This window comes from Microbacterium sp. F51-2R (assembly GCF_052180235.1).
Taxonomy (GTDB): Bacteria; Actinomycetota; Actinomycetes; order Actinomycetales; family Microbacteriaceae; genus Microbacterium.
This window is the reverse complement of record NZ_CP197470.1, coordinates 3711950-3736734: the sequence shown is the minus strand read 5'-3', so window position 1 is coordinate 3736734 and position 24785 is coordinate 3711950. Positions and strand designations below refer to the sequence as shown.

Sequence of the window (24785 nt, the reverse complement as noted above, 5' to 3'; positions counted from 1 at the left end):
GTCGAGGAGTAGGCCCGGGAGGAGAGGCTCAAGAACTCATCCCGGGCCTGCTGCGTTATTCGCGAGGTTCTGCGCCGACCCTCGGCGGAACCTGTCCGGCCCGGGCAGCGCTCGCGTGGAGCGTGGACAAGACGAGCGCCTCGTATACCTCGAGCGCGGCATCGAAGTCGATGCTCTCCGGATCGATCAGCCATTGCGCCTCAAGGCCTTCGATGACTGCCAGTGTGACAGCCGCAAGTGCGGCGGGATCGACCACGGAGTTCGACTGCCCGAGCGACTCCCGCGAGAAGTGCTCGGCGAAATAACCTCGAATCCGGACCGCGCGCGCCGCGACCCACTCCCGCGCCGGGTGGTCAGCGTCAGCCGCTTCCGCTTCGAGGGCGTGGGCGAGCTTCATCTCATTCACCGCGCGCCTAATCTCCGGTGAGCGCGTCCGGATCGCGGAGAGGAGGTCAGCCGCGGGACTTCCAGAACCAGTCGCAGAGACCTCCTGCATGACCCGCACCGCGGCATCCCGCCGCTCCAGCAGAGCGACGAGAACACCTTCCTTACTCCGGAAGTGGTAGAGCAGAGCGCTGCGACCCACTCCCGACCGCTGCGCGATGTCGTCGAGCGAACTGCCTCGAAAACCTTTCGCGGCGAAGACCTCCAGCGCGGCATCCAGCACGAGAGTGCGCGTCCGCTCCCCCGCTGCCGTCCCGGCATTGGTACGCGCCATCCAAACCCCAGCTCCGCCGTGACCGAGATCCGATTCTAGCGGGGCGCAGGAGTCGATTATCGCGGGGCCCCACGCTCCCGCGCTCACAGCTCGCAGATCTCGCTGCCGACGGCGCAGGCGGTCTTCCATGGGATTCTGCGTCGTCGACTCCAAGGCTTGCAAAGGCTTCAATCAAGGCCGTCGTGGACCCGTCCCCTGCGCCGACTGTCTTGTGATGCCCATGGGGTTACGTGCGGGCGTCACAGCCAACGCATCACAGACTAAGCCTGCCCCCAGAAAACGTCTTCGCTGGCACCGTCGGCCGAGAAGAGACGCACCTCGACGATCCTGCCGTCCCTCACGGTGAGCAGGTCGATGCCGTCCATATCCATAGCGGCGTCTGCGCGCGCGCCGGTGAACCGCACCGGAATCGCGACCAGTTCGCCGTTCACCATCATGGGCCCGGTGACTTCAAGCTGGAAGCTGCCGTGGCTGGCTTCCATCATCCCCCCGAGGAGCTCGCCGACGCCCATGACGCCCTCGTGCGCACCGGAGAAGCGGTTGGCACCGGGCTGATGCCAGACGACGGAGTCGGCGAACTGCGCCATCAGCGTCGGGATGTCGCCCCGCTTCAGAGCTTCAAGATACGTTGCGGCGACGGCCGCCGGAGTGGGGGTTGTCATGTGCTTCTCCTCTTCAGAACCATCGTTGGACGCTTCTATAATTTCAATTGGTAACCTGTTACCTCAAGGTAACTTGGAGGCCACACATGTCGACGCCCGCCTGGAACGTCATGCTGGCGGCGTGCCCTTCCCGCACGTCCCTCGCGAAGATCGCCAACAAATGGACGGCCATGATCGTCGTAACGCTGAGCGACGGACCCCAGCGCTTCGGGACGATTCGGAACGAAGTCGGCGGAATCAGCGGCAAAGTTCTTGCGGAAACGCTGCGCGACCTGGAGCGGGACGGGGTCCTGACCCGAACCTCCTACGATGAGATGCCACCCCGCGTCGAGTATGAGCTCACGGCGCTCGGACAGTCACTGCGCGAGCCTCTGGCCGCGTTGAGCCAGTGGGCCGAACGCCACATCGAAGAGGTGCTTGACGCGCGCGATGCCTACGACCTGCGAGCGGCCCGCTCCACCCGACAGATCGCACCCTGACCGTGGCGAAGATCGCCGATGTCGTCGGCGCGCGGACACGGGCCGACGATCTGAGTGCATATCGACTGCTCGTCGTGCCGAACCATCACCTCCTTCCAGACGACACGGCCAAAGCGCTCGATCGATCGGGACTGCTGGTCGGAGTCGAATAGCGCCCGGCCTCGATCAGACCCGGAGCGCTTCAGAGCGCAGAACCGGCGACTCGCCGTATCTGCGAAAGGGATGGTTCCAGGGCATGGCGGCCAGACGATACCGATCGGTGCGTATCGAGTTCCGCCCGCGGACGCGCCATCGACCGGCTGAGCGCCCGCCGGCGCATCCGTCGGCTGACACGTGGCTTACTCCGCCCACCCCAGTCACTGACATCGGATGTCCCCGGTGAAGCGACATCGGGCCTGATGAGCAACGTCGGTTCTGACGGCGGCGAAGCGGTCGTACCCGTCGCACATCGCGAGCGTATCGAGGGCTGCACCATCGCTCGTTCGACGGTCCGCGAACTTGTGAGATCCGTTTCCGGTACCGCCGGTCGTGAGCGCACTACCGACTCCTCGCTCACCGGGTAGGCGCGACGCCGGCCGCACATGCCGAAGGTTCGATCTATTGACGGAGACTGCCGTGCACGGGAGCAAGCTCGATGCCAAGTGAGGTCGCGGCGATGAACTCATGCGCCGCAATCGAGGACACGGGCATGAACAGGCCGGCCTGCACGTCGCGCCACATGCGCTCGAAGGGCAGCGACTTGACGTAAGCAGCGCCACCGACGACGTCGATGAGACGGTGGAAGACCTTGACCGCGTGGTCGGTGCACACGTGCTTGACGAGGGCGCTTTGCGCCACGATCTCCTGTAGGTCGAACTCCTCGTAGAATTCGGGGGTTCCGAACTGGAGAGTGTGCCGGTAGAGGAGCGCTCGCGCGGACTCGATCAGGATCTCCGCATCGGCGATGGCGTCCTGCGCACGGGGGTTGTCGATGAGGCCTCGGCGCCGCACCTGCTGCTTGGCCCAGTCGAGAGCGCCGACGGCGATGCCGACGTAGACCGCGCCGAACGCCGGCTGTGAGGAACCAAAAACCGTCTCGGTGACCGTGGCGTCTAGATGACCCACGGGGAACGAGTTGACGACATCCTCGTCCGGCACGAATACACCGTCGTATTCGATGTCATTGGACTGGGTTGCGCGCATCCCCATCATGTTCCACACGTTATGCACGCGGACTCTGGGGTCCTTCAGATCGATCTTCATCATGAGGAGCTGCGGACCGTGCGTGGGGTCGTCGTATCGCGCGGTGGTCGATGCATGCGTCGCCACCGCCGAGTTGGTGCCGAAGTTCTTGCGTCCAGTAAGGCGGAATCCGCCCTCGACGCGCTCGGCCTTCGTGCGTGCGTCGGTCATGAGGTTGGGGGAGCCGACTTCGCTGGTGATGGCGGCCCAGATGAGCTCGCCGTCGGCGGCCTGTCGCAACAGACCCTCCAGCCGAGGGCTCTTGGTCTTCAGCCAGACTGCCGACCACTGCGCGAGCGGCGTGAAGTGCATGTTGACGGCGAGGGCCGTCGCCGGGTCGGCTGTGGCGATCCGCTCGACGACAGGGATGACTTCGGACAGCGTGGCGCCGAGGCCGCCGAGCTCCTCGGGAACCGAAAGGTTGAGGAGCCCCGCTTTGCGCATGTCCTCGTAGTTCTGGAACGGGAAGGCGTTGTTCGCATCGTTTTCAGCAGCTCGGTCGCGGAAGCGCTCGAGCAGCCCGTCGACCAGCGACAGGTATCGCTTCTGGCGCGGCGTGTAGAGCTGCTTCACCGAATCCCTCCGTTCTGGTTCGGTCCGGGCGAGAAGGGGGAATGGGTGCCGTACGCACGCGAGCCGTAGATCAAGGTCGCCGCGTCTCGGGAAACCACGTCGACTACGCGTCCGACGATAAGGAGGTGACTGCCCGCGACGAGGAACTGCTCGGCGTGGCAGTCGAACGCCGCGGCGGCAGTCGAGCGGATGGGTGACCCGGTGCGCAACGAAGTCCACGAGCGGTCGAACTTGTACCTGGTCGACGGGTCGGACTGTCCTGCGAAACCCTGTGCGACATCGACGTCCTCGACCGAGAGCACGTTCACGGCGAAACAGCGATTCGTGCGCACGGCGTCCGCCACCGGAGCGCCGCGGTACAGACCGACGACGAGTGTGGGCGGGTCGGCGGACACGGACATCATCGCCGTCACGGTCTGACCAAATCGTCCCGCGGTGCCGTCAGTGGTGACCAGTGTCACGGCTGCAGTTGCGTGGCCCATGCCATCGATGAATCGACGCCGGATGTCGGCGTTCGTCGCCTCCGAGAGGTGGAGGCGATGGAGATCGTTCATGAGGGTGGCCCCTTCATCACATGAGTGTCGTCAGCGACGACGAATCCGGCTAGTAGAGCTCGATGACGAGCTTGGGTGATCGCGCGCGCGACACGCAGATCGCGATCTGCTCGCCCGCTTCCTTCTCGGCCTTCGACAGACAGTTGTCACGGTGGTCGGCGACGCCCTCGAGCAGTCCGCTGACGCACGAGCCGCAGATGCCCTCCTCGCACGACTTGAACACCTCGATGCCGTTCTCCTCGAGCACCGAGAGTATCGAGCGGTCGACGGGTATCTCGAACTGCTCCCCCGTGTCCAGCTCGACGCTGAACGCGGTGTTGTCGCTCGTGTCGACCGCGGCCGCCTCGAAGTGCTCGATGTGCACGTTCTGCTCGCCGACCACAGGCGCGAATACCGTCTCGACGGTCTCCATGAAACCCACCGGTCCGCAGGTGTAGACGTGGCTGCGGACCGTCACACGGGGCAGCACAGCGCGGTAGAGCCGGGGCTGGTCGGCGCGCGGAACGCCGTAGTGCATCGCGACCGAGCCGCGGAACTCCGCCCGGTTCTCCAGGAAGTCCGCGAACGCCGCCTCCTCCCGCGAACGGGCGAAGTAGTGCAGCTCGAAATCGGCGTTCCGGCTGTGCAGCTCGTACGCCATCGCAAGCAGCGGCGTCACGCCGATCCCGCCGGCCATCAGGATGTGCCGGTCGGCCTCCTCTGCGATCGCAAGGAGGTTGCGCGGCTTGCCGATCAGGATCCGGTCTCCGACCTCCACCTGGTGAAGGGCCGCACTTCCGCCACGCGGGCCGAACTCACGCTTGACCGCGATGAGCACCGAGGCGGGGTCGTCCGGGTCGCTGCACAGGGAGTACTGCGACAGCACTCCCGTCGGCCCGGTCACGTCCATATGGGCGCCGGCCTCGAACCGCACCTTGAAGGGCTGACCGTCATCGCGCACCAGACGCAGCGTCCGGATCAGCGGTGTCTCCTCGGTGACCTCGGCGACACGCACCGCGAGACCGCTCACAGCAGGAACCCCGCAGCCGGCAGCTCGTCCTCGCTGTCCACCAGTCGGATCACCTTGAGGAAGATGCGGTCGTCGGCCGGCGTCGCACCGAAGCGGACAACGTGCTCCACATCGCCCGCCCAGATGTGATGGACGCCCCGCTTGAACGCCACGACGATCTGGGTGCTGCGGAGCCGCACGGAGTCGTCGCTTACCTCAGCCGGCACGAACCGCCCCAGCGTCCGGGCCGTGATCGCGGCGTCGACCGCTGAGATCGCGAAGCCTTCGGTCAGGCGCACGACACGCGAGCGGCGCATCGTGTCGTCGTCGTAGATGAGATTGAGGTGGGCGGCGAAGTCCTCTACCTCGCGGTCGATCGGGACCACATAGATGCCGTCCTGGGCGTACAGCTCCTGCCAGTGGACGTACTCCTTGCGATCAAGCAGCTCCGCCTCAAACGAAATGAGGTCGATCGCGCGCGCAACCCGCTGGTCGGCGACCGATACCTGTGCATACGCCAGCGGGCGCTTGTAGGTGCTCCGACCAGTCAGCCATGCACCAGCCTTCACCTGGTTCGCCGGCGAGGTGTCAGTCGTCTCAGCCATTCGCCATCATCTCCTTCCACTTGTGGTACGCACTGCGCATACCGGTCTCATCGGTCGAGTGCGAAGTCGGCCACCCCTCGGCGCTGGTGGTCTCCCGCGCGAGTCCGCGATTGACCATGATCGGCAGCTCCGGACCACCGATGGACCCGCGCTGCACGCGGTCCCACCCTTCGGCGTCGTCCGGTGTGCCGAATCCGAACGGGCCCTGGAAGTTCTCATGGGCGCGGATGCGCTCCTGGTTGACCCGGTCGGTGACCTCCGGCGGCCCGTCCGCCCCGATCGCGACGTGTTCGATGATCGTCTCGTCGACCGACACCGGTCGCAGCGTCCGGAAGAACGAGATCGACATCGACACGTTCGGGAACAGGTTGAGGTTGAAGCCGGTGCCGTGCATCGCGTGCACGAGACGACGAATCTCCGCCTCGGAGACGCCCTTCTCCCGCAGATCGGCGACGAGGCCGTCGAAGCGCGGCTGCAGGGGTTCGGTGCCGTCGTCGGCCGCCAGGTCGGTGTGCTCGGGGACCATCTGCATGACCGAGTGACCATTGCCGAGGGCGTGGGTGACCGCTGCAGGGTCGGTCATGAAGCTCATCATGTCGGCCGTCTCGGCGTCGACCGTCGCCATCCACGAGCGGTGCACAATCGGGAAGTGGTAGCCGTCCGTCGTGTTCTCGAGCTGGATCTTCCAGTTGCCTTTGAAACGGAAGCGGAAGGTGCCGAGAACCTTGATCGGATAGCCCGAGCCCTGCGCGACGAACAGGTCGATCCAATGCTTGACGTCGCCGAGGAAGTCCTCGAGCGGTTCGGCGTCGTGGTCGAAGGTGGCGAAGATCATGCCGTTGTAGGACTCGGTGCGGAGCTTCTTCAGCCCCATCTGCCCCTTCTCCATGATTCCCTCGTACCCGTCTGGGTAGGGGATGCCGCGGAGCGACCCGTCGAGCCCGTACGACCAGGCGTGGTAAGGGCATGTGAAGCCGTTCACCTGACCGCTGCGGGTCTCGCAGATGGTGGCGCCGCGGTGGCGGCAACGATTGAGAAGGGTGTGGATGCCGCCCTTGCGGTCGCGCGTGATGATGACGGGCTGGCGACCGACGTAGGTCGACTTGAACGAGCCTGCCTTGGGCAGTTCGCTCGCGTGAGCGACCCAGACCCAGGTCTTCTCGAAGATCTTCGTCATCTCCTCTTCGAAGATCTCGGGGTCGGTGTACATCCGGCCCGCGACTCGGTCGTCAAGCACGAGGTCGGACGGCGCGAGCTCGTACACGTTCTCTTCGGTGAACTCGATGGTCATCGATTCGTCTCCTCCGGGTGCGTTGGCGGCCCACCGCCACGGTCACGACTTCGGGCCTTCCAGCACGGTAGGTCGATCAAGGAGGGTGGCGACAGCCGAGAACGCCCCCGCGGCGATAAAGGAAATCCCTATGCGGGTATCGCTGATTCCGTCTGCACTGGTCGGGGGCGGGGCGCGTAATCTGACCGCCATGAGCGCAAAGGCAGAAGGCGGCATCGCGGTGGCAGCTGCGACGACGCTCGACGAACCACTGACGGCAGCCGGCGATTATCTCGCCGGCGCGACATCGCGTTTCCGGGTGCTCGCCGCCGCACCGAACGCACTCGCGGAAGCACACGAGCATCTGCTGGAGGGCATCCACTCGACCATCGAGCAGACCATGCGCGCCACCTTGATCGCGAAGGCGCTCGCCGCGGAAGGGGGATCGGATGCTGCGCCTTGACATTCCCGAGGATCAGCGTCGGATGACGCTGATCTGCTACAACGACACGTTCGGCTACGGCTGGAAGCATGTCGACCTGTTCACCCACGATCTCGAAGGCAACGAGCTGAATTGGGTCCACTGGGGGGTTCCCGAGGACGGGCCTGAGGCGGCCGACCGCGTGACGGCACGCATCGAGCCCTCCCTTATGCGCCTCACCGAGTGGCAGCACCATGTGAGCCCGCATGGCCAGGACTACTGGACGGCCGAGGCCGCGTGGCAGGAGAAGGGATCCTGAGCGCCGCGACGGATCTGTTCGCCCCGTGGTCACTTCGCGCGCTCGTCAGCGATCTTCGCTCCGGACGAGTGACGCCCCCCGAAGCCCATGAGCGCGCATTGGCCCGCATTGCGGAGACGGACGACACAGTGCGGGCGTGGGTGGATCACGACTTCGACGAGGCTTGCCCAGCTGTTCCGGGGCCACTGGGAGGTGCGCCACTCGGGGTGAAGGACATCATTGACCTGCGAGACCATCCCACGCGCTGCGGCTCGGCGCTCCGCGCCGACGCACCGCCCGCGTCCGCAGACGCCCCGATCGTCAGATCCTGGCGCGCGGCCGGCGCGGTTCCGCTCGGCAAGACCGTCACGACGGAGTTCGCCTTCTTCTCCCCCGGCCCGACCCGCAATCCCGTGGCCCCCGCACACACCCCCGGCGGCTCCTCCAGCGGATCGGCCGCCGCGGTCGCCGCCGGACAGGTGCCGCTCGCAATCGCGTCGCAGACGGCGGGGTCTGTCACACGGCCCGCGTCATACTGCGGCGTCGCGGCCTTGGTGATGAGCCGCGGCCGCTTCCCGGTGGACGGCGTCGTTGGACTAGCCGAGAGCTTCGACAGCCACGGCGTGTACGCCGCGCGCACCCGGGATGTCGAACTGGCATGGTCAGCGCTCACACGGCAGACCACCGTCGAAACCACCGCGCCCCCGCGGGTGCTGCTCTGGCTCGCAGAGGGCGTGGGCGAACTGGATGACGAAATGGCGGCCGGTCTGGAACGGGCGGCGTCGAGTCTGCGCGCACACGGCGCACAGGTCGAGCCGTTTCCGGAGGTCGCGCTGTCGGTAGATCTGACGACATCTCACCCGCGAGTGATGGCGTACGAGGCCGCGCGTGAACGCGCGGATGAACTCGCGCGTGCCGACCGGCTCAGCGAGCCGCTCACCGCGCTCCTCCGAACGGGAGCCGCGATGTCGCGCTCCGAGTACACCGAAGCGCGCGACGTCCTCCGCCGCGGTGCACAGCGCATGTCCCAACTGCTCGCGACCGGGGCCGTCATCGTCGGACCCGCGGCACTCGGAGCCGCACCCGCCGGCCTGGCGTCGACCGGAGACCCGGTCCTCTCCCGGGCGTGGCAGGCGCTCGGGCTGCCGCAGGTCACGGTGCCCGGACTCCGCAACGAACAGGGCCTTCCTCTCGGCATCCAGGTGATCGGTGCGCATGGCCGCGAGGCCGAGCTGCTCAGTGCCGCCCATTGGGTGGAGGACGGGCTGGGCGAGGACTGAGGATCCGACGTCGCAGCGCCCGCCGCAGCAGGTGGTGCACCAGGCCCCTGAGGCCGGGCGCGTCCATCTTCGCGCGGATCCGTCTCGCCACGGCGCGGACGGTGCGCACGGCTGTCGTGACGTCACCGTGCGCCGATCAGAAGATGACCGGTGCCGGAGAGTCGCGCTCGGTAAGGCGTTTCTGAAGGTGCGGTCCGCTCATCCTCCGCATCCGGACCTCGAGGATGGCGGGGCCGGTTCGCTCTCATCAGTTCTCCCAGGCAACTCGCGGCATGCGGGAGGTGAGAGCCACGATGCCCACCCGGTGCACCAGGAAGGTCAGTGATCGGAAGATCGGCTGGTCGTCGACGACGCTGTGTACGACTGTCGCTTGCGCAAGGCGCCGGGGGGCGGGGGGCGGCTGCTGAAGGCGAGAGCGACAGACCGGTCACTTTCGAGATCCCTCCATCAGCGAGGTCGGGGCCGCCGCAAGTCGGCACGGAGCGGGGAGCGTCGCTTGCCGAGCACCACTGCGATCAGCACGCCGGTCGTCAGCAACGAGATCACGTTCGGCAGGGCGACATAGATGTCGCTGGTGACCACGCCATAAGCGACCCAGAGCGCGAACCCGGGGACGAGGACCGCGAAATAGCCGAGGGACACTCCAGCGGACGAGTCGTGCCGGAGCACCCGGACGATTTGAAGCGTCGGGGCGAGAGACATCAGGATTCCCCAGCCCGAGGCGGCGACCCCGATGGCGACGGTGACGTCCACGCTCAAACCGACGCGGTGAGGGCGGTTGCCTCGTCGAGCACGGCGACGAGCGCCGACGGTTCGTGGGCGAACCGGCCGAGGAAGAGTCCGTCGACGCTGTCGGCGAGGCGCGTGAGGAGGCCGGGACCGGCGGAGCCGCCGTAGATGACGATGCTTCCGGCGCGGTCGGGATCGACGTCGATGGCGGCGCGGAGGGCGCGGGTGACCGTGGTGATGTGGTCGTCGGGCGCGGGCTCGGCGGCGCCGATCGCCCACACCGGCTCGTACGCGACGATGACCGCGCCCGCCGGGACGCCGTGGAGGTTCGTCGCCAGCTGCTCGACGTTCGCCAGTGCCGCGGCTGGGGCGCCGAGCTGTTCGGCCTCGCCGATGCAAAGCACGGGGGTGATGCCGTGGGTGAGGGCGGCGGCAGCCTTGGCGGCGGTGACGGTGTCGGTCTCGTCGAACAGGCGACGCCGTTCGGCGTGGCCGATCTCGGCGACCTGAACGCCGATCTCGGCGAGCTCTTGCGCGGTGACCTCGCCGGTGTAGGGGCCAGGCGGGAACTCCGAGACGTCCTGTGCGCCGACGAGCACCGGGGTCCCGGCGAAGGCGGCGAGGGCGGCGGGGACCTGCAAGTAGGTCGGGATGACGAAGAGCCGGACGTCGCCAGCGGCCACGGCGGGGTGGGCGGCTGCGCGCTGTGCGACGTCTGTGAACCACGCGCGCGCGTGCTCGTGCCTGAAGTACGTCTTCAGGCTCACCCCGACCGTGACCTGCGGCATCAGCAGGCGCCTGTGGTCTCGAACTGGTCGATTACGGCGACCTTGTCGGCCGATGCCGAGGCGGTGTCGAACCGGTAGGTCAGCCATTCGCGCACCAGTCGGCGGGCCAACTCGATGCCCACCACGCGTTGCCCCATGGTGAGCACCTGCGCGTTGTTGGAGAGCACGCCCCGTTCGACCGAGTAGGAGTCGTGCGCGGTGACGGCGCGGATGCCGGGAACCTTGTTCGCGGCGATCGCGACGCCCAGGCCCGTCCCGCAGATCAGCAGCGCGCGGTCGGCATCGCCGTCCGCGACCCGCTGGGCGGCCTCGATCGCGACCTTCGGGTACGGCGTGCGGCCCTCGGCGTCCACGCCCACATCGATGACCAGGGCGACCCCGGGGCTGTTCTCGAGGTCCTTCTTGAGGATCTCCTTGTAGTCGAAGCCGGCGTCGTCGCACCCGATCACGATGCGCAGGGTCTCAGCCATTCACGCACTCCTTCTGGTTCTGCTCGGTCGCGAGCGTTTCGCCCACGGCGGTCACGATGAGCGCGAGCGAGATCGCGCCCGGGTCGGGGGTGCCCACGCTGTTCTGGCCGTGCGTGCGAGCGCGGCCCATGCGGGGCAGGAGGTCGGCGGTCGCCCCGGCGGCGCGGGTAGCGGCATCCGCCGCCGCCTGCCACGCGGCGGTCAAACCCGCGCCAGCATCCACCGCGCCGGTGAGCGTGGCGCTGAACGGCACCAGCGCGTCCACCAGGGTCTTGTCGCCGACCTCGGCCTTGCCGTAGTCGGTGACGCCGCGTGAGCCGGCGGCGACGCCCGCGGCCACGGCGGCGGCGTCGGGGCGGCCCCGATCGCCGAGCTTCGCGGCGACCGCGTTCAGAATGACGCCCCACAGCGCACCCGAGGTGCCGCCGGCCTTGTCGGACCAGGCGTCGGCGGCGTGCGCGAGGGTGGTGCGGGCGCCGGCTCCGGCGTCGACGGCGGCGGTCGCGGCGGCGAGGGCGGCGTGCGAGCCGCGCTGCATGCCGATGCCGTGGTCGCCGTCGCCGGCGACCGCGTCGATCCGGCCGAGCTCGCCCACGTGCGCGTCGACCGTGTCGGCGATCGTGCGGACCGCGGCCAGCACCGTCCGCGCGGCGGCGCGGGAAGCGTCGTCGGCGTCGGGGATCTCCGTCGCCGCATCGACCGCGGCATCCGCCACCACCGCGACGCGCTGCCGCGGTGCGACCGCGCCCCGTCGGTACGCGGGGGTGTCCACCGGGGTCTCCCACAGTCTCGCCAGCTCGTCGTCCAGCCAGAACAGGGTCAGCGACGTGCCCGCCATGTCGAAACTCGTGCAGTACTCGCCGACGTGGGGGTCGACCAGCTCCAGGCCCGCGTCCTCGAGCAGCTGCGCGACGCGCCGGTAGACGACGAACATCTCCTCGTACTTCAGCGACCCGAGACCGTTGAGGATCGGCACCACGCGGGCGCCTTCGACCTCGACGCCGTCGGGCACCTCGGCCAGCAGCTTCTCGACCAGGAGCTCGGCCAGCCCGTCGGCGGTGGGGATGTCGGTCTCGTCGATGCCCGGCTCGCCGTGGATTCCCAGCCCGATCGCCATCCGGCCGTCGGGGACGCTGAACAGCGGCTGCTCGGCGCCGGGCAGCGTGCAGCCGGAGAACGCGACGCCGAACGACCGGGTGCGCTCGTTCGCGTGCCGCGCGAGCCGGGTGACCTCCGCGAGGTCCGCGCCGGCCTCGGCCGCCGCCCCGGCGATGCGGAACACGGTGAGGTCGCCCGCGATCCCGCGGCGGTTGTGCTTCTCACCCGCCGTCGCCGAGACGACGTCGTCGGTGACGGTCACCGTCTCGCACGCGATGCCCTCCGCGCGCAGCCGCTCCTGAGCCGCATCGAAGTTCAGCACGTCACCGGCGTAATTGCCATAGCTGAAGTACACGCCGCCGCCGACCTCGGCGGCCTTCGCCACCGAGTACACCTGCTGCGTCGATGGGGAGGCGAACAGGTTACCCATCGCCGCGCCATGCGCGAGCCCGGGACCCACCAGTCCGCCGAACGCGGGGTAGTGCCCCGAGCCGCCGCCGATCACGACCGCGACCTGCCCGGTCGGCGACGTCGTGCTGCGCACCACGCCGCCCGGAACCCGGCGCACGTACCGTTCGTTCGCCGCGACGAACCCATCGATCATCTCGTCGGCGAAGTCCGCCGGCTCGTTCCAGAGGCGCGTCATCGATTCTCCTCGCTATCGCAGTCGGTACTCGACATCGATCGTGACAGGTGAACCGGGACCGACCCATGCGTACCCCTGTCATAAAGTTGACGGTTCGCGCCAACCCGCCCCGCAGTCGCACCTGCCACCGATTCGACCCTCACGTGACGTTGTCGGTGTCCAGCGCGACCCCGTACAGCAGCACTTCGCGGACGAGAGCACCGAGGCTCTCGGCATCCGTCTTCGCGCGGATGTTCGCCCGATGCACGTCGACGGTCTTCACGCTCACCCCCAGGCTCGTCGCGATGACCTGCGACGGCAGGCCGGCGACGACGCCGCCGAGCACCTCGCGCTCGCGGGGTGTCAACCGCGCCACCTTGTTCGTGACCTCGATACGGCTCTGCTCCTCGGCGAAGAGACCCCCCGCAGCGTTGACCTGTCGTTGCACGGCGTCGATGAGGACTTGCGGATCGTAGGGTTTCATCAGGAAGTCGACGGCACCCCGGCGCATCGCCCGCACCGACATGCTGACGTCGCCGTGGGCGGAGCAGAAGATGATGGGCGCCGGATACCGGCGTCGAACCAGCTCCTCCTGCAACTCAAAGCCGCTCATTCCAGGCATCCGGACATCCACGATGACCACGGCAGGCTCCTTCGGATCGAACTCCTCCAAGAAGGTGCGCCCGTCGGGATAATGCAGTCCCGTCAGCCCGACGGACTGCAACAGGAACACCAATGAGGAACGCAGCGCCTCATCGTCATCGATGATGTGCACCACGGGCGTGGGCCCGGGATCCGTGTGACTGTTCACAGATCGTCCTCCCCCACGGTCAGAGGCAGGGCGAAGCCGAACTCCGATCCGCCCTCGGCCAGCCTCTTGGCCCAGATGTTCCCCCCCTGTCGCGTGACGATCCGCTGGCTGAGGATCAGGCCGATCCCTGATCCCCTCGGCCGAGAGGCGAAACTCTGCTGGAAGGGATCGAACTGGATTCCTCGCCCGTTGTCGGTCACCGTCACCATCGCGACGCCCGAGCTCTCGCCTACGTCCACACGGAGTCGGCGCGGCTCGGAATCGGCGGCCGCCAGCTCCTCGATCGCGTTGAAGCAGAGATTCAGGATCACCTGTCCGATCAGCACGCGTTCGCAGCAGACGAGAAGCGGGATGCCGGAAGACACGACCTCCACGTCCACGTTCACCGGCTTCGCCCGCAGCCGGACGAAGTAGCCGCATTCGTCCACGATCGAACGCAGGTCGACGACCTGTGCGTCCTGTTCCTGATGGCCGACGAACGACCGGACGCTCCCGACGACAGCGGCGGCACGATCGATCTGCGTGCGTGCCAGCTCGACCGCCGAGCGGACGTCCTCGGCGACCGGCTGCTGGTCTTCGACGCCATCGAGCCGCGCGGTGACGCCCCTCAGGAAGTTGCTCGCCGCGGACAGCGGCTGCCCGAGTTCATGCGCGATCGCCATCGCCATATCGCCCATCGCCGTGTAGCGCGCGAGATAATTCTCCCGATAGCGCTCCCGCGCTCGGTGCGCTTCGGCGTTCACCCGGTCGGACACGTCCTGGAGGACCACGAGGTACCCGTCCCCCGCATGCTCCTCCAGGCGTTCCACGGTTCCCTCCAGCCAGACGTCGGCGTCCACGGGGCGCTTGACCGCGATGCGCAATCGGGCGACGGGTGCCGCGCTGTCGCGGATCTCTTCCCACGTGGCAGGAGCATCGTTGCGATGGAGCTCTGCCAGGTCGGCGAGCGCTCCGGGATGCTCGCCCGGGGGCACGGACAGGCTCAGCAGGGCGGCATCCGTCGCGTACTCGACGACTCCCGCCGCGTCCAGCACGAGGATGTTGACGCTGGCGTGGTGGCCGATGGCGCTGACGTACGAGTTGGTGATGTCGAGTTCTCGCCGCACCGTCAGTTCGCGCTGGATGTCGCGGAACTGGACCATCACGACGAGACCGCGGGAGAGCGCGACACGCGTCGCGATGGCCTCCGTCGGGATCACGCGCCCCGACCGGGAACGATAGTGCCATTCGATCGAGCTCGAACCCTGGTCGACTGCCTTCTGCAGCCACGCGAGGCCGATCGCGCGGTCGTACTGGCGGGCAGGGCTCGACATGTCGGGCGCCTTGAGGGGCTTGAGCTCCGTGACGCTGAACTCCAGCATGCGGCAGGCGGCCGCATTGGCCCAGAGGATCTCCTTGGTCTGCGCATCGTGAATGAGCATGCACACCGGTGAGGCATCCCACATCCAGAAGAAGTCGCGTGACTCCATGCCTTCGGTCGTCGGCGGGGTGACGGGCAGGGCGGGCTCGCGAGCAGACATGAGGTTCCTGTCAGCGATCGGATCGGGATGAGGATGTCATCATCTCGAGCGCGCCGGCCATCCGGCATGCGTGTCCGCGCCGCGGCATTGCACGTGTGCGCCAGTCCCGCCCCGGCCCCGGTCGAAACGTCAGGGTGCGCGACTTTCAGCGGGGTATCAAAGCCGTTCGCGTGACGAACGATCGGAACGCATCGGGCCGGAGGTCGGCGATGAACACGTTCTCCGTGCGCGTGCGCGTGATACGCCACACGCCATCGACGCGCCGGAAGCCGTTGAAGAGCCTGCTCGACCGGATCTGGCCGCGACCGTCCTCGAATACCCACGGCTGAACATGCACCCACTGGCCCGTGGCGGTGTCGTCCTCAACCTGGATGTGCTCCGAGGTGAGGTAATGCACATTCAGGAGGAGGCCGGTCTGGTCGTCCTCCCAGAAACGACGGAAATGCTCGCGGATCCCCGCGTGACCCTCGACCCGACCGAACTGGCCCTGGTATGCCCCCCCGACGCCTTCCCACACCGCGTCGGGGGTGTAGAGCTCGATGATCGCGTCGAGGCGGTCGTCGAGAGATTCGATGTTCGGGTCGGGGCAGGGCGAATCGCACAGCAGCGCGTATCTCGCCTGCAGCCGGCGGACCTCGGCCTCCCCCTCGAGAGCCGCCAGGCGGCGCTTGAGTTCGGTTCTACTGACATCAGCGGACATACAGCCCGCCGTTGACGTCCCAGGTGGCGCCGGTCACGAAGCCGGCGGCGCGGTCGGCCAGAAGTGCCACCATGCGGCCGATGAAGGCGGGATCCCCCACCGTGCCCACAGGGATGCGCGAGACGAAGTCGTCGAACGCGTCCGCGCCCACGAGATCGGTCACTGTGTCCGTGGCGTGGGGCCCCGGCGCGATGGCGTTCACAGTCACGCCCCGCGCTGCCAGTTCCCGCGCGAACACCTTGGTGGTCGCGAGCATGGCGCCCTTGGACGTGGCGTAGTGCGCACCGGTTGCGGTGCCGCCGTTCTGCCCGGCCAGCGATGCGATGTTGATGATGCGCCCGTAGCCGCGCTCGGCGAGATACGACCCGAAGACCTGGCTGGCCACGAAAGTGCCCTGCGCGTTGACCGCCATGACGCGCTCGAACTCCTCGCCCGTGATCTCCATCAGTGGGCGGGCCTGGGTTACCGCGGCGCAGTTGACGAGAACCTCGACATGGCCGAACTCATCGACGGCCGCGCTGAGCAGGCTCTCGAGCGACGCCCGCTGAGCGACGTCGACGCGCACGCCGATCGCACGTGCGGCATCGCCGCCCAGCGTCTCCGCCACGGCGATCGCGGGCTCGACGTCGATGTCGGCGACGACGACGTCGAAGCCGCTCGCATGCAGTTCGCGCGCGATCGCGGCGCCGACACCGCGTGCAGCTCCGGTGACGACAGCGACATCACTCATGCGGAGAGCTTCACATCCTCGCGCACCGTGAGCGCACGGCCCATCCGCGCCTCGATCTTGGTGTACTTCCACAGCTTGTACGTGCCGTCGCCCACGGGCGTGGTGCGCAGCAGGTTGCACACGGCTTTGACGGTGGGCTGGTCGACCACGTCCGCCAGCACGTAGGCCGTCCACGGCCAGCCGTCCGAGGGGCCGACCTGGTGCGAGTCGTCGTCCATGTCGCCGAGGACGTCGACGCCGGGCATGTCACGCATCTCCTCGAGGAATCCCGAGAACGCGACCCAGACCTCGCCGATCCGATCGGTGGGGAGGTCGAAGAAGTTCTGATTGATGCCGAGCGCGAAGAGCACTCTCAGGGGCGGTGTAGACACGGTTCTCCTTCTCGGTGGGGCGGCTCAACGGAATCCCGGGACAGTGGGCGCCGACCCCAGCAGCACCGAGCCCGCAGCATCGAACATCGACGGGCCGAGGAACGCGTGCTGTTGCGGCACGAACGAGTCGGCCATCAGGCGGTGCAGCGGGTGGCGCGTGTAGATGGCACCCGTGCCCGTGATGTGGGCGACGTCCTGCACCACCTGCGCCGATACTGCCGCGAGGTTGCTCGAAGCGAGGCGGAGACGCGCGTTCGCAGTGTCGCTGACGGGGTCGCCGGTGAGGACCGTCTCCCACGTCGAGCGGGTGACGTCGTAGAACCACGCGCGGGCCGACTCGAGAGCCGCGACGGCCGAGGCGTAGCCCGAGCGGTAGTAGGCCCGGTCACCGAGCTTCGGCGCTCCGGTGACGCCAGTCGCACCCGAGCCCTCGCGCTCGGCGAAGTCGAGTGCGGCACGTGCGACTCCTGCCCCGACGATGGCCAGCACCTGCGCGGCGTACGCGATGGTCGGATAGCGGTAGAGCGGCTCGTCGACCGTCGGGACTCCGCCGCGGATGAACGTCCACTCGCGGGGCACGTCGACGCCGCGCACCACCAGATCGAACGAACCTGTGCCGCGCATGCCCGACACGTCCCAGTCCTGCACGATCTCGACGGACTCCGGACGAAGGAGCGCCGTGCGCGGCTTGTTGTCGGTCGACGCATCGCCCGGCAGCCCGACGCCCAGGATGTCAGCCCCCATGCAGCCGGACGCGAACTTCCAGCGGCCGTCGACCAGAAAGCCGTTCTTGGTGGCCGCTGCCGGCTGCACGGGAAAGAGCCCGCCGGCGAAGACGAGGTCCGGTCCCGCCGCATACAGTTCGGCCTGGGTCTCCAGGGGCAGTGCGGCGAGGTAGACCAGGGCGGACCCGAAACTGGCCACCCACCCCGTCGATCCGTCGACCCGCGAGATCTCCTCGATCAGCTCCATGAAGTCGGCGGGAGCCAGCGGCTCGCCTCCGAAGCGCGCGGGGGTGGATGCGCGGTAGATGCCCACCGGCTTGAGCTTGTCGATGAAGTCGCGCGGCACGAACCGCTGCGCAGCGAACTCCTCGCGGCGCTCGCCCAGCTCGTCGAGTGCGGGACGGAGCAGGGCGAGTCGCTCGCTCTGCGTTGTCTGCGGCGCGGTCCTGGCGAGATCGGTCATGAGAACTCCGGTGGGGTCGAGCGCCGCGCGTCTGCCTGACGCGCAGCTGGACAGGTGGAAGTGAAGCCCGGCGTGTCGCCGGTCAGGCGACGCTCAGAGCGTGGAAATTGCGCTGGAAGTACGCCAGGCCGCCGCGGTCGTCGCGCGACTCCGCGGTATCCACTTCCACGAAGAACACGGAGTGGGATCCACGCTCCATCTCGTCGACGATGGTTCCCGAGATCCGGGCCGCGGCATCCTTCAGCAGGGGCACGCCGTTCTCGTCGCGATCCCAGATCGGCAGGCCGAAACGCTCCGCGAACGACAGACCGGTTCGTCCGGCGAAGTGCCACGCGATCTCCTCCTGATCGGAGGCGAGGACGTTGATGGCGACGTGACGGTTCTCCTGGAAGATGTCGTGCGTATAGCTGGAACGGTTGACGCAGACCAGGAGCGTGGGAGGTAAGTCGGTGACGGAGCTGACCGCGCTGACGGTGACGCCCGCCTCGCCGCGCGGCCCGTTGGTGGTGACGATGTTGACGGCCGCGGACAGACTGGCCATCGCCGCGCGAAAGCTGTGCTGTGCGGGGGTGAGTTCGGTGACCATGGCTCGACGCTATGGGAAGAGGGATAGACCGAAACATCCCTACTTACCCGCGCGCGCAATGGGAAAATCCTTAGAGGCTCGCGGAGCAGGTCGTGGCAGGATTTCCCTTTCCACCGCACGCGGCTGACCCGATAGGGTGACCCTGTGAGTGCCCCCGGTCGGCGTGCCCCCCTCCCTCGCCAGGGCGCTGAGGGGAATCGATGAGCGAGTCGTCCCGGACGGAATGGGGCGTGGAGCCTCGCCGCGTCACCTCCGCGGACGTGGCGAAGGCCCTGGGCGTATCGCGCGCGACCGTCAGCTACGTGCTCAACAACCGGCTCGACAAGCCCATCAGCGAAGACACTCGCCGCCGCGTTCTTGCGAAAGCGGCCGAGCTCGGACATGTCCCGGATGCCGCGGCTCGAGCACTGCGCAAAGGACGGAGCACGATCGTGCTCGGCCTGGTGCCCGGCTTCACCATCGGCACGATCTTCGACGAGATGCTCGAGCACATGAGCCGGCACATCGCGGAGCGAGGCTACGCGCTTCTTCTGCATCGGATGCCTCCGGCACCTGATGCCGCCGCCGCGCTGCAGGAACTGTCGCAGCATCTGCACCCTGCGGTCGTTGCCGTGCTGGGGGGCGCATTCGACACCAGCACGATGGGCCAGCTCGCAGGGGCCGTTCACGCGAAGGTCGTCACCGACGCCGACATCATCGACCACACCGACATCGGTCGCATGCAAGGCGCGTTCCTGCTCGAACACGGTCACGACAGGATCGCGTTCGCATCGTCCGCGTCGCCGTTGCTGCGGCCGATCGCGGGCCAGCGTCTGCGAGGCGTCCAGCGCGCCTGCGACGCCGCGGGCGTGGCCGCACCTCTGGCCGATGACGTCACCGACGCGTTGTCCGAGACGACGGCTGCGGTGGCCCGTTGGCGAGAAGCCGGCATGACGGGTGTGTGCTGCTACAACGACGACATCGCCATACGCGTGATGTTCGCGATGCGGGAACTGGGCATGACCGAGGGGCGCGAGCTGGCGCTCATCGGCGTGGACAACTCACCGCTGTCGCAGCTGGGCATCACCACGCTGGCGGCAGATCCCGAAGAGGTCGGTCATCGTGTCGCGCAACGTGTGCTGCGAGCGCTGGGCGAGACCACCGACGCGCCCAGCGAAGACCCCGTGATGAGTGTGGTGCGCCGGCGGTCGGCCTGATCACGCTGTCATAGATCGCCGTTGAACGGATTGGCCATGCCGCCATCGATCGGCAGCACCAGGCCGGTGAGGAACGATGCCGCGTCCGAGGCGAGGAAGACCGAAGCAGCGGCGACGTCCCATGCCGAGCCCGACCGACCGAGCGGCACCGTGGCGCTGCGCCGGCGGGAGAGTTCCTGCCGATCGATACCCTGCGCCTGCGCCCGCACGTCGACGCCGTGAGGCGTGTCGATGACTCCGGGGGCGAGAGCGTTGACACGGATGTTGTAGCCGGCGTTGTCGGCCGCGAGAAGTCGGGTGAGCGTATTGATCCCGGACTTGGCGATCGTGTACGTGGCCATGCTGGTCGGGCCCATGAGCGACGCAAGCGACGAGACGTTGATGATGATGCCCGAGCCGGCGTCTCGCATGAGCGGGACCACCAGACGGCACATCTGCAGGACCCACGTCAGATTCAGGTCGAGCAGCCGCTGCCAGGTCGCCGGCGTCACAGCGTCGGCGTGCTCGTCGCCGTGTCCGCTCCCCACGTTGTTGTGCAGGATGTCGATGCGTCCGAATGCGGCGACGGCGCGTTCCACCACTTCCGCCCGCGACGACTCGCAGGTGACATCGGCCTCGACGACGATCCCCTGTCCCCCCACGCTCTCTACCAGCCGGAGGGTCTCGGCCGCGGCGTCGACATTGCGGTCGACTAGCACGACGTTCGCGCCGTAGCGCGCGAACATCACCGCGGTTGCGCGCCCGTTGCCGACCGCGATGTCACCGCCTTCCTGGCCTGCGCCCACGACGACGGCCGTCCGCCCGCCGAGCGTGCCGATCGGCTCGGCGTGCTGGGAAGGCAGAGCGAGGGGAGGACGGCCGGGAACGGACACCGCCTCCAGCCGGGAGTTCACCTGCCGGCCGCCGCGCGCGCCTCGAAGTAGACCGACGAGCTCGTGGGACTGCCGATCTGCATGCCGCCGTCCACGAGCAGGTACTCACCCGTGATGCCGCTGGCCAGGTCGGACGCGAGGAACAGCATCGCGTTCGCGATCTCCTGCTGCGTCGTCATGCGACCGAGCGGAATGGTGGCCTCCGCCTGCTTCGTCGCCTCCGGGTTGGCGATACGCATGGCCGGGCCGTCGACGATCCCGGGCAGGACGGCGTTCACGCGGACCTCGTCACGGGCGAACTCGAACGCCGAGTGGCGGGTGAGGCCGAGTATGCCGCTCTTGGCGGCGGTGTACGCGGCGCCGCCGTGCGTCGACATGCGGATCGCGGCCAGCGAGGCGACATTCACGATCGCGCCTCCGCCGGCGGCGCGGATGAGGGGATGCAGAGCCTTGCTCATATAGAACGCCGACGACAGGTTCAGCGTCAACGAGCGATCCCATTCGTGCGTGTCGAGCGCCTCGATGGGCTGACTCCCGCCGGACCCGGTGGATCCGCCGGCCACGTTGGCCAGGACGTGGACGTGTCCGACGTCGGCGCGGATCCGCTCGACCGCCGAGGCGATGTCGTCCCATTCGGTGACGTCGATCTCGATGGACGATGCCCGGCCGCCCGCCGCGAGGATGTCGGCCTCGACGGAGCGGAGATCGGCCCCCTTCCGGTCGGTGAGCACGACCGTGGCACCCTGAGCGGCGAACGTCTTGGCCACCACAGAGCCGATGCCGCCGGCGGCGCCGGTGACGAGGGCGGTCTTGCTGCCGAGCAATTGCATGTTCATCAGTGTCTCTCTCTGTTCGGGGTGCGGCCGCTCACCGCAGAACTGCTGCGAAGGATCGTTTGGCCTCGCCGCGCACACATCCGCCCGACGCCGGAGGGATCGGGCGGATGTGTACGAGCACGTCAGCCGCCCACGCCGCCCTGGTCGTACGCCTGCTGCATGGCCTGGAGCACGTCCGCGACGGAGCGCTTGCCCTGGATCGCTTCTTGCATTCCCGACTGCAGAGCCATCTGCACCTCGGGGTTCGGCCAGGTGGCGTCGGGGAACTGGAAGCTACGGTCCTCATCGATGAACTTCAGCATCATGTCGCCGATCTGCGTCGATGGCGGCGCCTGCGTGGCGAAGCTCGACGGCAGCAGACCACCGGTCGGTGCGAGCGCCTCAGCGTACTGCTCGGTGATATCGGGCTGGGCGAGGAAGGCCAGGAACTCCTGCGCGAGATCGATGTTCTTCGCCTTGGCGTTCAGCCCGAACGGCTGGGCCGGCGCGACCAGGAGGCGGCTCTTCTCCGGGTCGTTCGACGCCGGCAGCGGGTACATGGAGAACGTCGCTCCCGAGCTGGCCGCGTACGGGAGATACGAGGAGTATCCGACCATTCCGAGTCCCTTGCCGATGGCCAGGGATTCCAGAACAGCGGTCATGTCATTACCCTCGAAACCATCGGGGAAGCATCCGGCATCGACCATGTCAAGCGTTCGCTGGAGGACTTCCTTCCAGTTCGAGTCGGGGAACGTGAGACTTCCGTCCGCCATCTGCTGATCGATGTCGGGGTCCACCGCGTACACCAGCTCGCCCGCCAGCGCATACGGGCTGGTCTGGTTCTCGTGCAACGAGACCGGTCCCTGGGCGTAGGCGTAGGTCCCCAGCGCGCGGGCGTCCGCGCAGAACTTGAGGACGTCGTCCCAGGTCTCGGGAACCGACAGGCCCGACGCGGCGAGCGCCTTGTCGTTGAAGATCTGCCCGATGGACTGGAGCACGGGTGCGAAGCCGTAGAGCTTGTCCTTGTACGCCATTGTGGCTGTGATCGACTCCGGGAGATCGAGCCCGTCGATCTCGATAGGTGCGAGGTAGCCGCGCGCGGCGAGCACCTGGGTCGCCGTGGTCGTGCCCGATCCGGCTTCGGTACGGAACAGGTCGGGCGCAGTGCCCGCTGCCAGGCGGGTGGGGATCTGCGTCTTGATGACCTGGCCGTCGAGGTACTCGACGTCGATCTCGACCCCGGGGTGCTTCTCCTTGAACTGTTCGATGACGAGGTCGAGCGCGGTCTTGGCTCCGGTCTCCCACATGATCGACAACTTCTGCGGGGCCTCCTGGCCACCCGCGCTCGTTCCCGCACACCCGGCGGTCATCAGTGCCGCAGTCGCGATCAGGGCCATAGCCGGCAGAGCGCGCTTCCTTGCTTTGCTGTGCATCCCATACTCCTCTTTTTTTGGTGTGTGCACCGTGTCGGGATGGTCACAGTGCAGCGTTCTTCAGTGGTGTTCAGCCCTTCAGGCCGGACGCGTAGCCGCGGAAGACGGCCTTCTGCATGATGAGGAAAGCGGCGAGCACCGGAATGGCCGCAATGATCATGCCCGCGAAGATCAGCTCCCATTGCGAGCCGAACTCGCCCGTGAACTGATAGATGGCCAGCGGCAGGGTCTTGACGTCGGAGCCGCTCAGATAGAGCAGCGGCGCATAGAAGTCGTTCCAGATGTTCACGGCGTTGAGGACGATGACCGTGCCCGTGATGGGCTTGACCATCGGAAGCACCACGTGGAAGTAGATCTCTCCTCTGTGGGCACCGTCCAGTTGTGCCGCTTCGTCGTAGTCGACAGGGACGCTGCGAATGAATTCCGTATAAAGGAAGAGCGAGAACGGTGCTTGCAGTCCGGCGTACAAGAGCACCAGGGAAACAGGATTTCCGAGTAGGCCCAGGTCGCGGAAAGCGACGTACAGGGGAATGAGCGCCAGCTGGAACGGCAGGAGGAAGCCCACCATGAAGGCGTAGTAGACCGCCTTCGACCAGGTGGCCGTGATCCGTGCCAGCGGGTATGCCGCCGCGGAAGTGATGAGCACCACCAGCACGATCGAGAGAGCAGTGATCACGAGGCTCGCCAGCAACGCCTGCAAGAGGCCGGCGTCGTTCCAGGCGATGACGAAGTTCTCGAGAGTCGGATTCGCCGGCGGGAGGAGTCGATTCCCGAAATCACCCGCGGGACGGATGGCGCCCATGACGAGGATGTAGACAGGAAACAGGATCACGAGTGCTATCAGGCCCAGGCCGCCTTCGACGAGTCCCTCGCGCCAGGTGTACTTACGCATTGTCGGCCCCTCTCCTGGCGACCACCTGCTGGAGCAGGGCCGCAACGACGGCGAGCACCGAGAGCGCGACCGCGAAGGCGGCGCCATAGGCGAAGTTCCCGATAAGGAAGGTCACCTGGTACTGCGCGGTGGATAGCGTGGCGGTCGCCGAGCCTGGGCCACCCTGGGTCGTGACCCAGACCTGATCGAAGATCTTGAGTCCCGCGATGATCGTCAGCATCGAAACGATGACCAGCGCCGGCCGCAGCTGTGGGAGAACGATGTACCAGAACCGCTTGAAGGCGCCGGCGCCGTCCAGCTGGGCCGCCTCGAGCAGCTCCGTCGGGACGTTCTGCAGACCGGCGAGGTAGATCACCATCGCGATTCCCGTGAACTGCCAGATGACGATCACGGCGATCGCACCCAGCGCGGTATCGCTGTTCCCCAGCCAGGACGTCGCTAGCTCGTCGAGCCCGAGTGCGCGCAGCAGCTCGTTGAGCGGACCGTCCGGGAGGTAGATGTACTTCCACAGATTGGCCACGATCACGGGTGTGACGACGACGGGCGCGAAGAAGATTACCCGCAGCAGAGTCTTGGCCCGGATCCTGGAGTTCAGACCTAGCGCGAAGAGGATGCCGAGCACGTTCATCGCGATCGTGGTCATCGCCGTCAGAGCCAACGTGTGCCAGAGGGCATCCCGAGCGAGCTGATCATTCAGCATCCGTTCGAAGTTCGCCAGTCCCACCCAGCTCCAGCCCGGACCGCCGGTCCAATCGGTGAAGGCGTACACGACGCCCATGGCGCTGGGGATCAGGACGATTGCGGCGACGAAGATCCCCGCCGGAAGAAGGAACGGCAACGTCCACAGGTTGCCGCTGCGGCGGCGCCGGATGGGGGTCTGCTGCACGGTCAC

Annotated in this window: 29 protein-coding genes; 6 read left to right on the top strand and 23 right to left on the bottom strand. The window is 67.4% G+C overall.

Annotated features, from left to right (window positions below):
- Positions 1–55 precede the first annotated feature (55 nt).
- Together ACSBPH_RS16450 and ACSBPH_RS16445 are read right to left on the bottom strand one after the other, a co-directional pair.
- Positions 56–667: a TetR/AcrR family transcriptional regulator gene (locus tag ACSBPH_RS16450; protein ID WP_442575388.1), complete on the bottom strand. Its 612-nt coding sequence runs from the start codon at positions 665–667 to the stop codon at positions 56–58.
- 311 nt (positions 668–978) lie between these two features.
- On the bottom strand, positions 979–1380 hold the full coding sequence (locus ACSBPH_RS16445) for a nuclear transport factor 2 family protein (protein ID WP_442575387.1): 402 nt from the start codon (positions 1378–1380) through the stop codon (positions 979–981).
- 86 nt (positions 1381–1466) lie between these two features.
- Here ACSBPH_RS16445 and ACSBPH_RS16440 point away from each other — a divergent pair, with 86 nt between their 5' ends.
- Positions 1467–1859, top strand: coding sequence for a winged helix-turn-helix transcriptional regulator (locus tag ACSBPH_RS16440; RefSeq protein WP_442575386.1), 393 nt, complete (start codon positions 1467–1469; stop codon positions 1857–1859).
- A 2-nt stretch (positions 1860–1861) separates the two neighbouring features.
- Positions 1862–2011: a hypothetical protein gene (locus tag ACSBPH_RS16435; protein WP_442575385.1), complete on the top strand. Its 150-nt coding sequence runs from the start codon at positions 1862–1864 to the stop codon at positions 2009–2011.
- 445 nt (positions 2012–2456) lie between these two features.
- On the opposite strand, the gene ACSBPH_RS16430 is transcribed toward ACSBPH_RS16435, so the two are convergent.
- Genes ACSBPH_RS16430 through ACSBPH_RS16410 form a run of 5 tightly spaced genes read right to left on the bottom strand, consistent with a single transcriptional unit; the run spans position 2457 to position 7091 of the window.
- The gene (locus tag ACSBPH_RS16430; protein WP_442575384.1) at positions 2457–3653 is read right to left on the bottom strand and encodes an acyl-CoA dehydrogenase family protein; all 1197 of its coding nucleotides are present in this window, start codon (positions 3651–3653) and stop codon (positions 2457–2459) included.
- Positions 3650–4207 carry a flavin reductase family protein gene (locus tag ACSBPH_RS16425; protein ID WP_442575383.1) on the bottom strand — a complete coding sequence of 186 codons (558 nt, stop codon included), beginning with the start codon at positions 4205–4207 and terminating at the stop codon, positions 3650–3652. The genes ACSBPH_RS16430 and ACSBPH_RS16425 overlap by 4 nt, the downstream gene beginning before the upstream one ends.
- Positions 4208–4256: 49 nt before the next feature.
- Positions 4257–5216: a PDR/VanB family oxidoreductase gene (locus tag ACSBPH_RS16420; RefSeq protein ID WP_442575382.1), complete on the bottom strand. Its 960-nt coding sequence runs from the start codon at positions 5214–5216 to the stop codon at positions 4257–4259.
- The gene (locus tag ACSBPH_RS16415; RefSeq protein WP_442575381.1) at positions 5213–5800 is read right to left on the bottom strand and encodes an aromatic-ring-hydroxylating dioxygenase subunit beta; all 588 of its coding nucleotides are present in this window, start codon (positions 5798–5800) and stop codon (positions 5213–5215) included. Before ACSBPH_RS16415 ends, ACSBPH_RS16420 begins: the two co-directional genes overlap by 4 nt.
- On the bottom strand, positions 5793–7091 hold the full coding sequence (locus tag ACSBPH_RS16410) for an aromatic ring-hydroxylating oxygenase subunit alpha (protein WP_442575380.1): 1299 nt from the start codon (positions 7089–7091) through the stop codon (positions 5793–5795). Before ACSBPH_RS16410 ends, ACSBPH_RS16415 begins: the two co-directional genes overlap by 8 nt.
- A gap of 130 nt (positions 7092–7221) precedes the next feature.
- Between ACSBPH_RS16410 and ACSBPH_RS16405 the strand changes: the two genes are divergently transcribed.
- The 3 genes from ACSBPH_RS16405 to ACSBPH_RS16395 all read left to right on the top strand — a co-directional run bounded on the left by ACSBPH_RS16405 (position 7222) and on the right by ACSBPH_RS16395 (position 9069).
- Entirely contained in the window at positions 7222–7533 is a 312-nt protein-coding gene (locus ACSBPH_RS16405; protein WP_442575379.1) for a hypothetical protein, read from the top strand.
- Complete coding sequence (locus tag ACSBPH_RS16400) at positions 7520–7810, top strand: hypothetical protein (RefSeq protein WP_442575378.1); 291 nt, start codon at positions 7520–7522, stop codon at positions 7808–7810. The genes ACSBPH_RS16405 and ACSBPH_RS16400 overlap by 14 nt, the downstream gene beginning before the upstream one ends.
- Before the next feature lie 140 nt (positions 7811–7950).
- Entirely contained in the window at positions 7951–9069 is a 1119-nt protein-coding gene (locus ACSBPH_RS16395) for an amidase family protein (RefSeq protein ID WP_442575377.1), read from the top strand.
- A 447-nt stretch (positions 9070–9516) separates the two neighbouring features.
- Here the strand turns inward: ACSBPH_RS16395 and ACSBPH_RS16390 are convergent, their stop codons facing one another.
- The 11 genes from ACSBPH_RS16390 to ACSBPH_RS16340 form a co-directional block, all read right to left on the bottom strand.
- Positions 9517–9822 (bottom strand): SemiSWEET family sugar transporter, encoded by a 306-nt coding sequence (locus ACSBPH_RS16390; RefSeq protein WP_442575376.1) that lies wholly within the window; start codon positions 9820–9822, stop codon positions 9517–9519.
- 2 nt (positions 9823–9824) lie between these two features.
- Positions 9825–10586, bottom strand: coding sequence for a triose-phosphate isomerase family protein (locus ACSBPH_RS16385; RefSeq protein ID WP_442575375.1), 762 nt, complete (start codon positions 10584–10586; stop codon positions 9825–9827).
- Positions 10586–11056 (bottom strand): ribose-5-phosphate isomerase, encoded by a 471-nt coding sequence (locus ACSBPH_RS16380; protein WP_442575374.1) that lies wholly within the window; start codon positions 11054–11056, stop codon positions 10586–10588. The genes ACSBPH_RS16385 and ACSBPH_RS16380 overlap by 1 nt, the downstream gene beginning before the upstream one ends.
- Positions 11049–12800 (bottom strand): dihydroxyacetone kinase family protein, encoded by a 1752-nt coding sequence (locus ACSBPH_RS16375; RefSeq protein WP_442575373.1) that lies wholly within the window; start codon positions 12798–12800, stop codon positions 11049–11051. Before ACSBPH_RS16375 ends, ACSBPH_RS16380 begins: the two co-directional genes overlap by 8 nt.
- A 139-nt stretch (positions 12801–12939) precedes the next feature.
- Positions 12940–13557: a response regulator transcription factor gene (locus ACSBPH_RS16370; protein WP_442575372.1), complete on the bottom strand. Its 618-nt coding sequence runs from the start codon at positions 13555–13557 to the stop codon at positions 12940–12942.
- A gap of 29 nt (positions 13558–13586) precedes the next feature.
- Positions 13587–15110 (bottom strand): PAS domain-containing sensor histidine kinase, encoded by a 1524-nt coding sequence (locus ACSBPH_RS16365; protein WP_442575371.1) that lies wholly within the window; start codon positions 15108–15110, stop codon positions 13587–13589.
- A 145-nt stretch (positions 15111–15255) separates the two neighbouring features.
- Positions 15256–15810 carry a nuclear transport factor 2 family protein gene (locus tag ACSBPH_RS16360; RefSeq protein ID WP_442575370.1) on the bottom strand — a complete coding sequence of 185 codons (555 nt, stop codon included), beginning with the start codon at positions 15808–15810 and terminating at the stop codon, positions 15256–15258.
- A complete protein-coding gene (locus ACSBPH_RS16355; RefSeq protein WP_442575369.1) occupies positions 15800–16540 on the bottom strand; it encodes an SDR family NAD(P)-dependent oxidoreductase in 741 nt (246 codons plus the stop codon). Before ACSBPH_RS16355 ends, ACSBPH_RS16360 begins: the two co-directional genes overlap by 11 nt.
- On the bottom strand, positions 16537–16911 hold the full coding sequence (locus ACSBPH_RS16350; RefSeq protein WP_442575368.1) for a hypothetical protein: 375 nt from the start codon (positions 16909–16911) through the stop codon (positions 16537–16539). Before ACSBPH_RS16350 ends, ACSBPH_RS16355 begins: the two co-directional genes overlap by 4 nt.
- A gap of 24 nt (positions 16912–16935) precedes the next feature.
- On the bottom strand, positions 16936–18099 hold the full coding sequence (locus ACSBPH_RS16345; protein ID WP_442575367.1) for an acyl-CoA dehydrogenase family protein: 1164 nt from the start codon (positions 18097–18099) through the stop codon (positions 16936–16938).
- An 82-nt stretch (positions 18100–18181) separates the two neighbouring features.
- Positions 18182–18685, bottom strand: coding sequence for a flavin reductase (locus ACSBPH_RS16340; RefSeq protein WP_442575366.1), 504 nt, complete (start codon positions 18683–18685; stop codon positions 18182–18184).
- Positions 18686–18885: 200 nt separating this feature from the next.
- Between ACSBPH_RS16340 and ACSBPH_RS16335 the strand changes: the two genes are divergently transcribed.
- Positions 18886–19881 carry a LacI family DNA-binding transcriptional regulator gene (locus tag ACSBPH_RS16335; protein WP_442575365.1) on the top strand — a complete coding sequence of 332 codons (996 nt, stop codon included), beginning with the start codon at positions 18886–18888 and terminating at the stop codon, positions 19879–19881.
- A gap of 8 nt (positions 19882–19889) precedes the next feature.
- Here ACSBPH_RS16335 and ACSBPH_RS16330 read toward each other — a convergent pair whose 3' ends face one another.
- From ACSBPH_RS16330 to ACSBPH_RS16310, 5 genes are all read right to left on the bottom strand, one after another.
- Entirely contained in the window at positions 19890–20753 is an 864-nt protein-coding gene (locus ACSBPH_RS16330; protein WP_442575364.1) for an SDR family NAD(P)-dependent oxidoreductase, read from the bottom strand.
- A gap of 17 nt (positions 20754–20770) precedes the next feature.
- Positions 20771–21589, bottom strand: a complete 819-nt coding sequence (locus tag ACSBPH_RS16325; RefSeq protein WP_442575363.1) for an SDR family NAD(P)-dependent oxidoreductase — start codon at positions 21587–21589, stop codon at positions 20771–20773.
- 122 nt (positions 21590–21711) lie between these two features.
- Positions 21712–22875: an ABC transporter substrate-binding protein gene (locus ACSBPH_RS16320; RefSeq protein ID WP_442575362.1), complete on the bottom strand. Its 1164-nt coding sequence runs from the start codon at positions 22873–22875 to the stop codon at positions 21712–21714.
- 196 nt (positions 22876–23071) lie between these two features.
- The gene (locus tag ACSBPH_RS16315; protein WP_442575361.1) at positions 23072–23893 is read right to left on the bottom strand and encodes a carbohydrate ABC transporter permease; all 822 of its coding nucleotides are present in this window, start codon (positions 23891–23893) and stop codon (positions 23072–23074) included.
- Positions 23886–24785 (bottom strand): carbohydrate ABC transporter permease, encoded by a 900-nt coding sequence (locus tag ACSBPH_RS16310; protein ID WP_442575360.1) that lies wholly within the window; start codon positions 24783–24785, stop codon positions 23886–23888. Before ACSBPH_RS16310 ends, ACSBPH_RS16315 begins: the two co-directional genes overlap by 8 nt.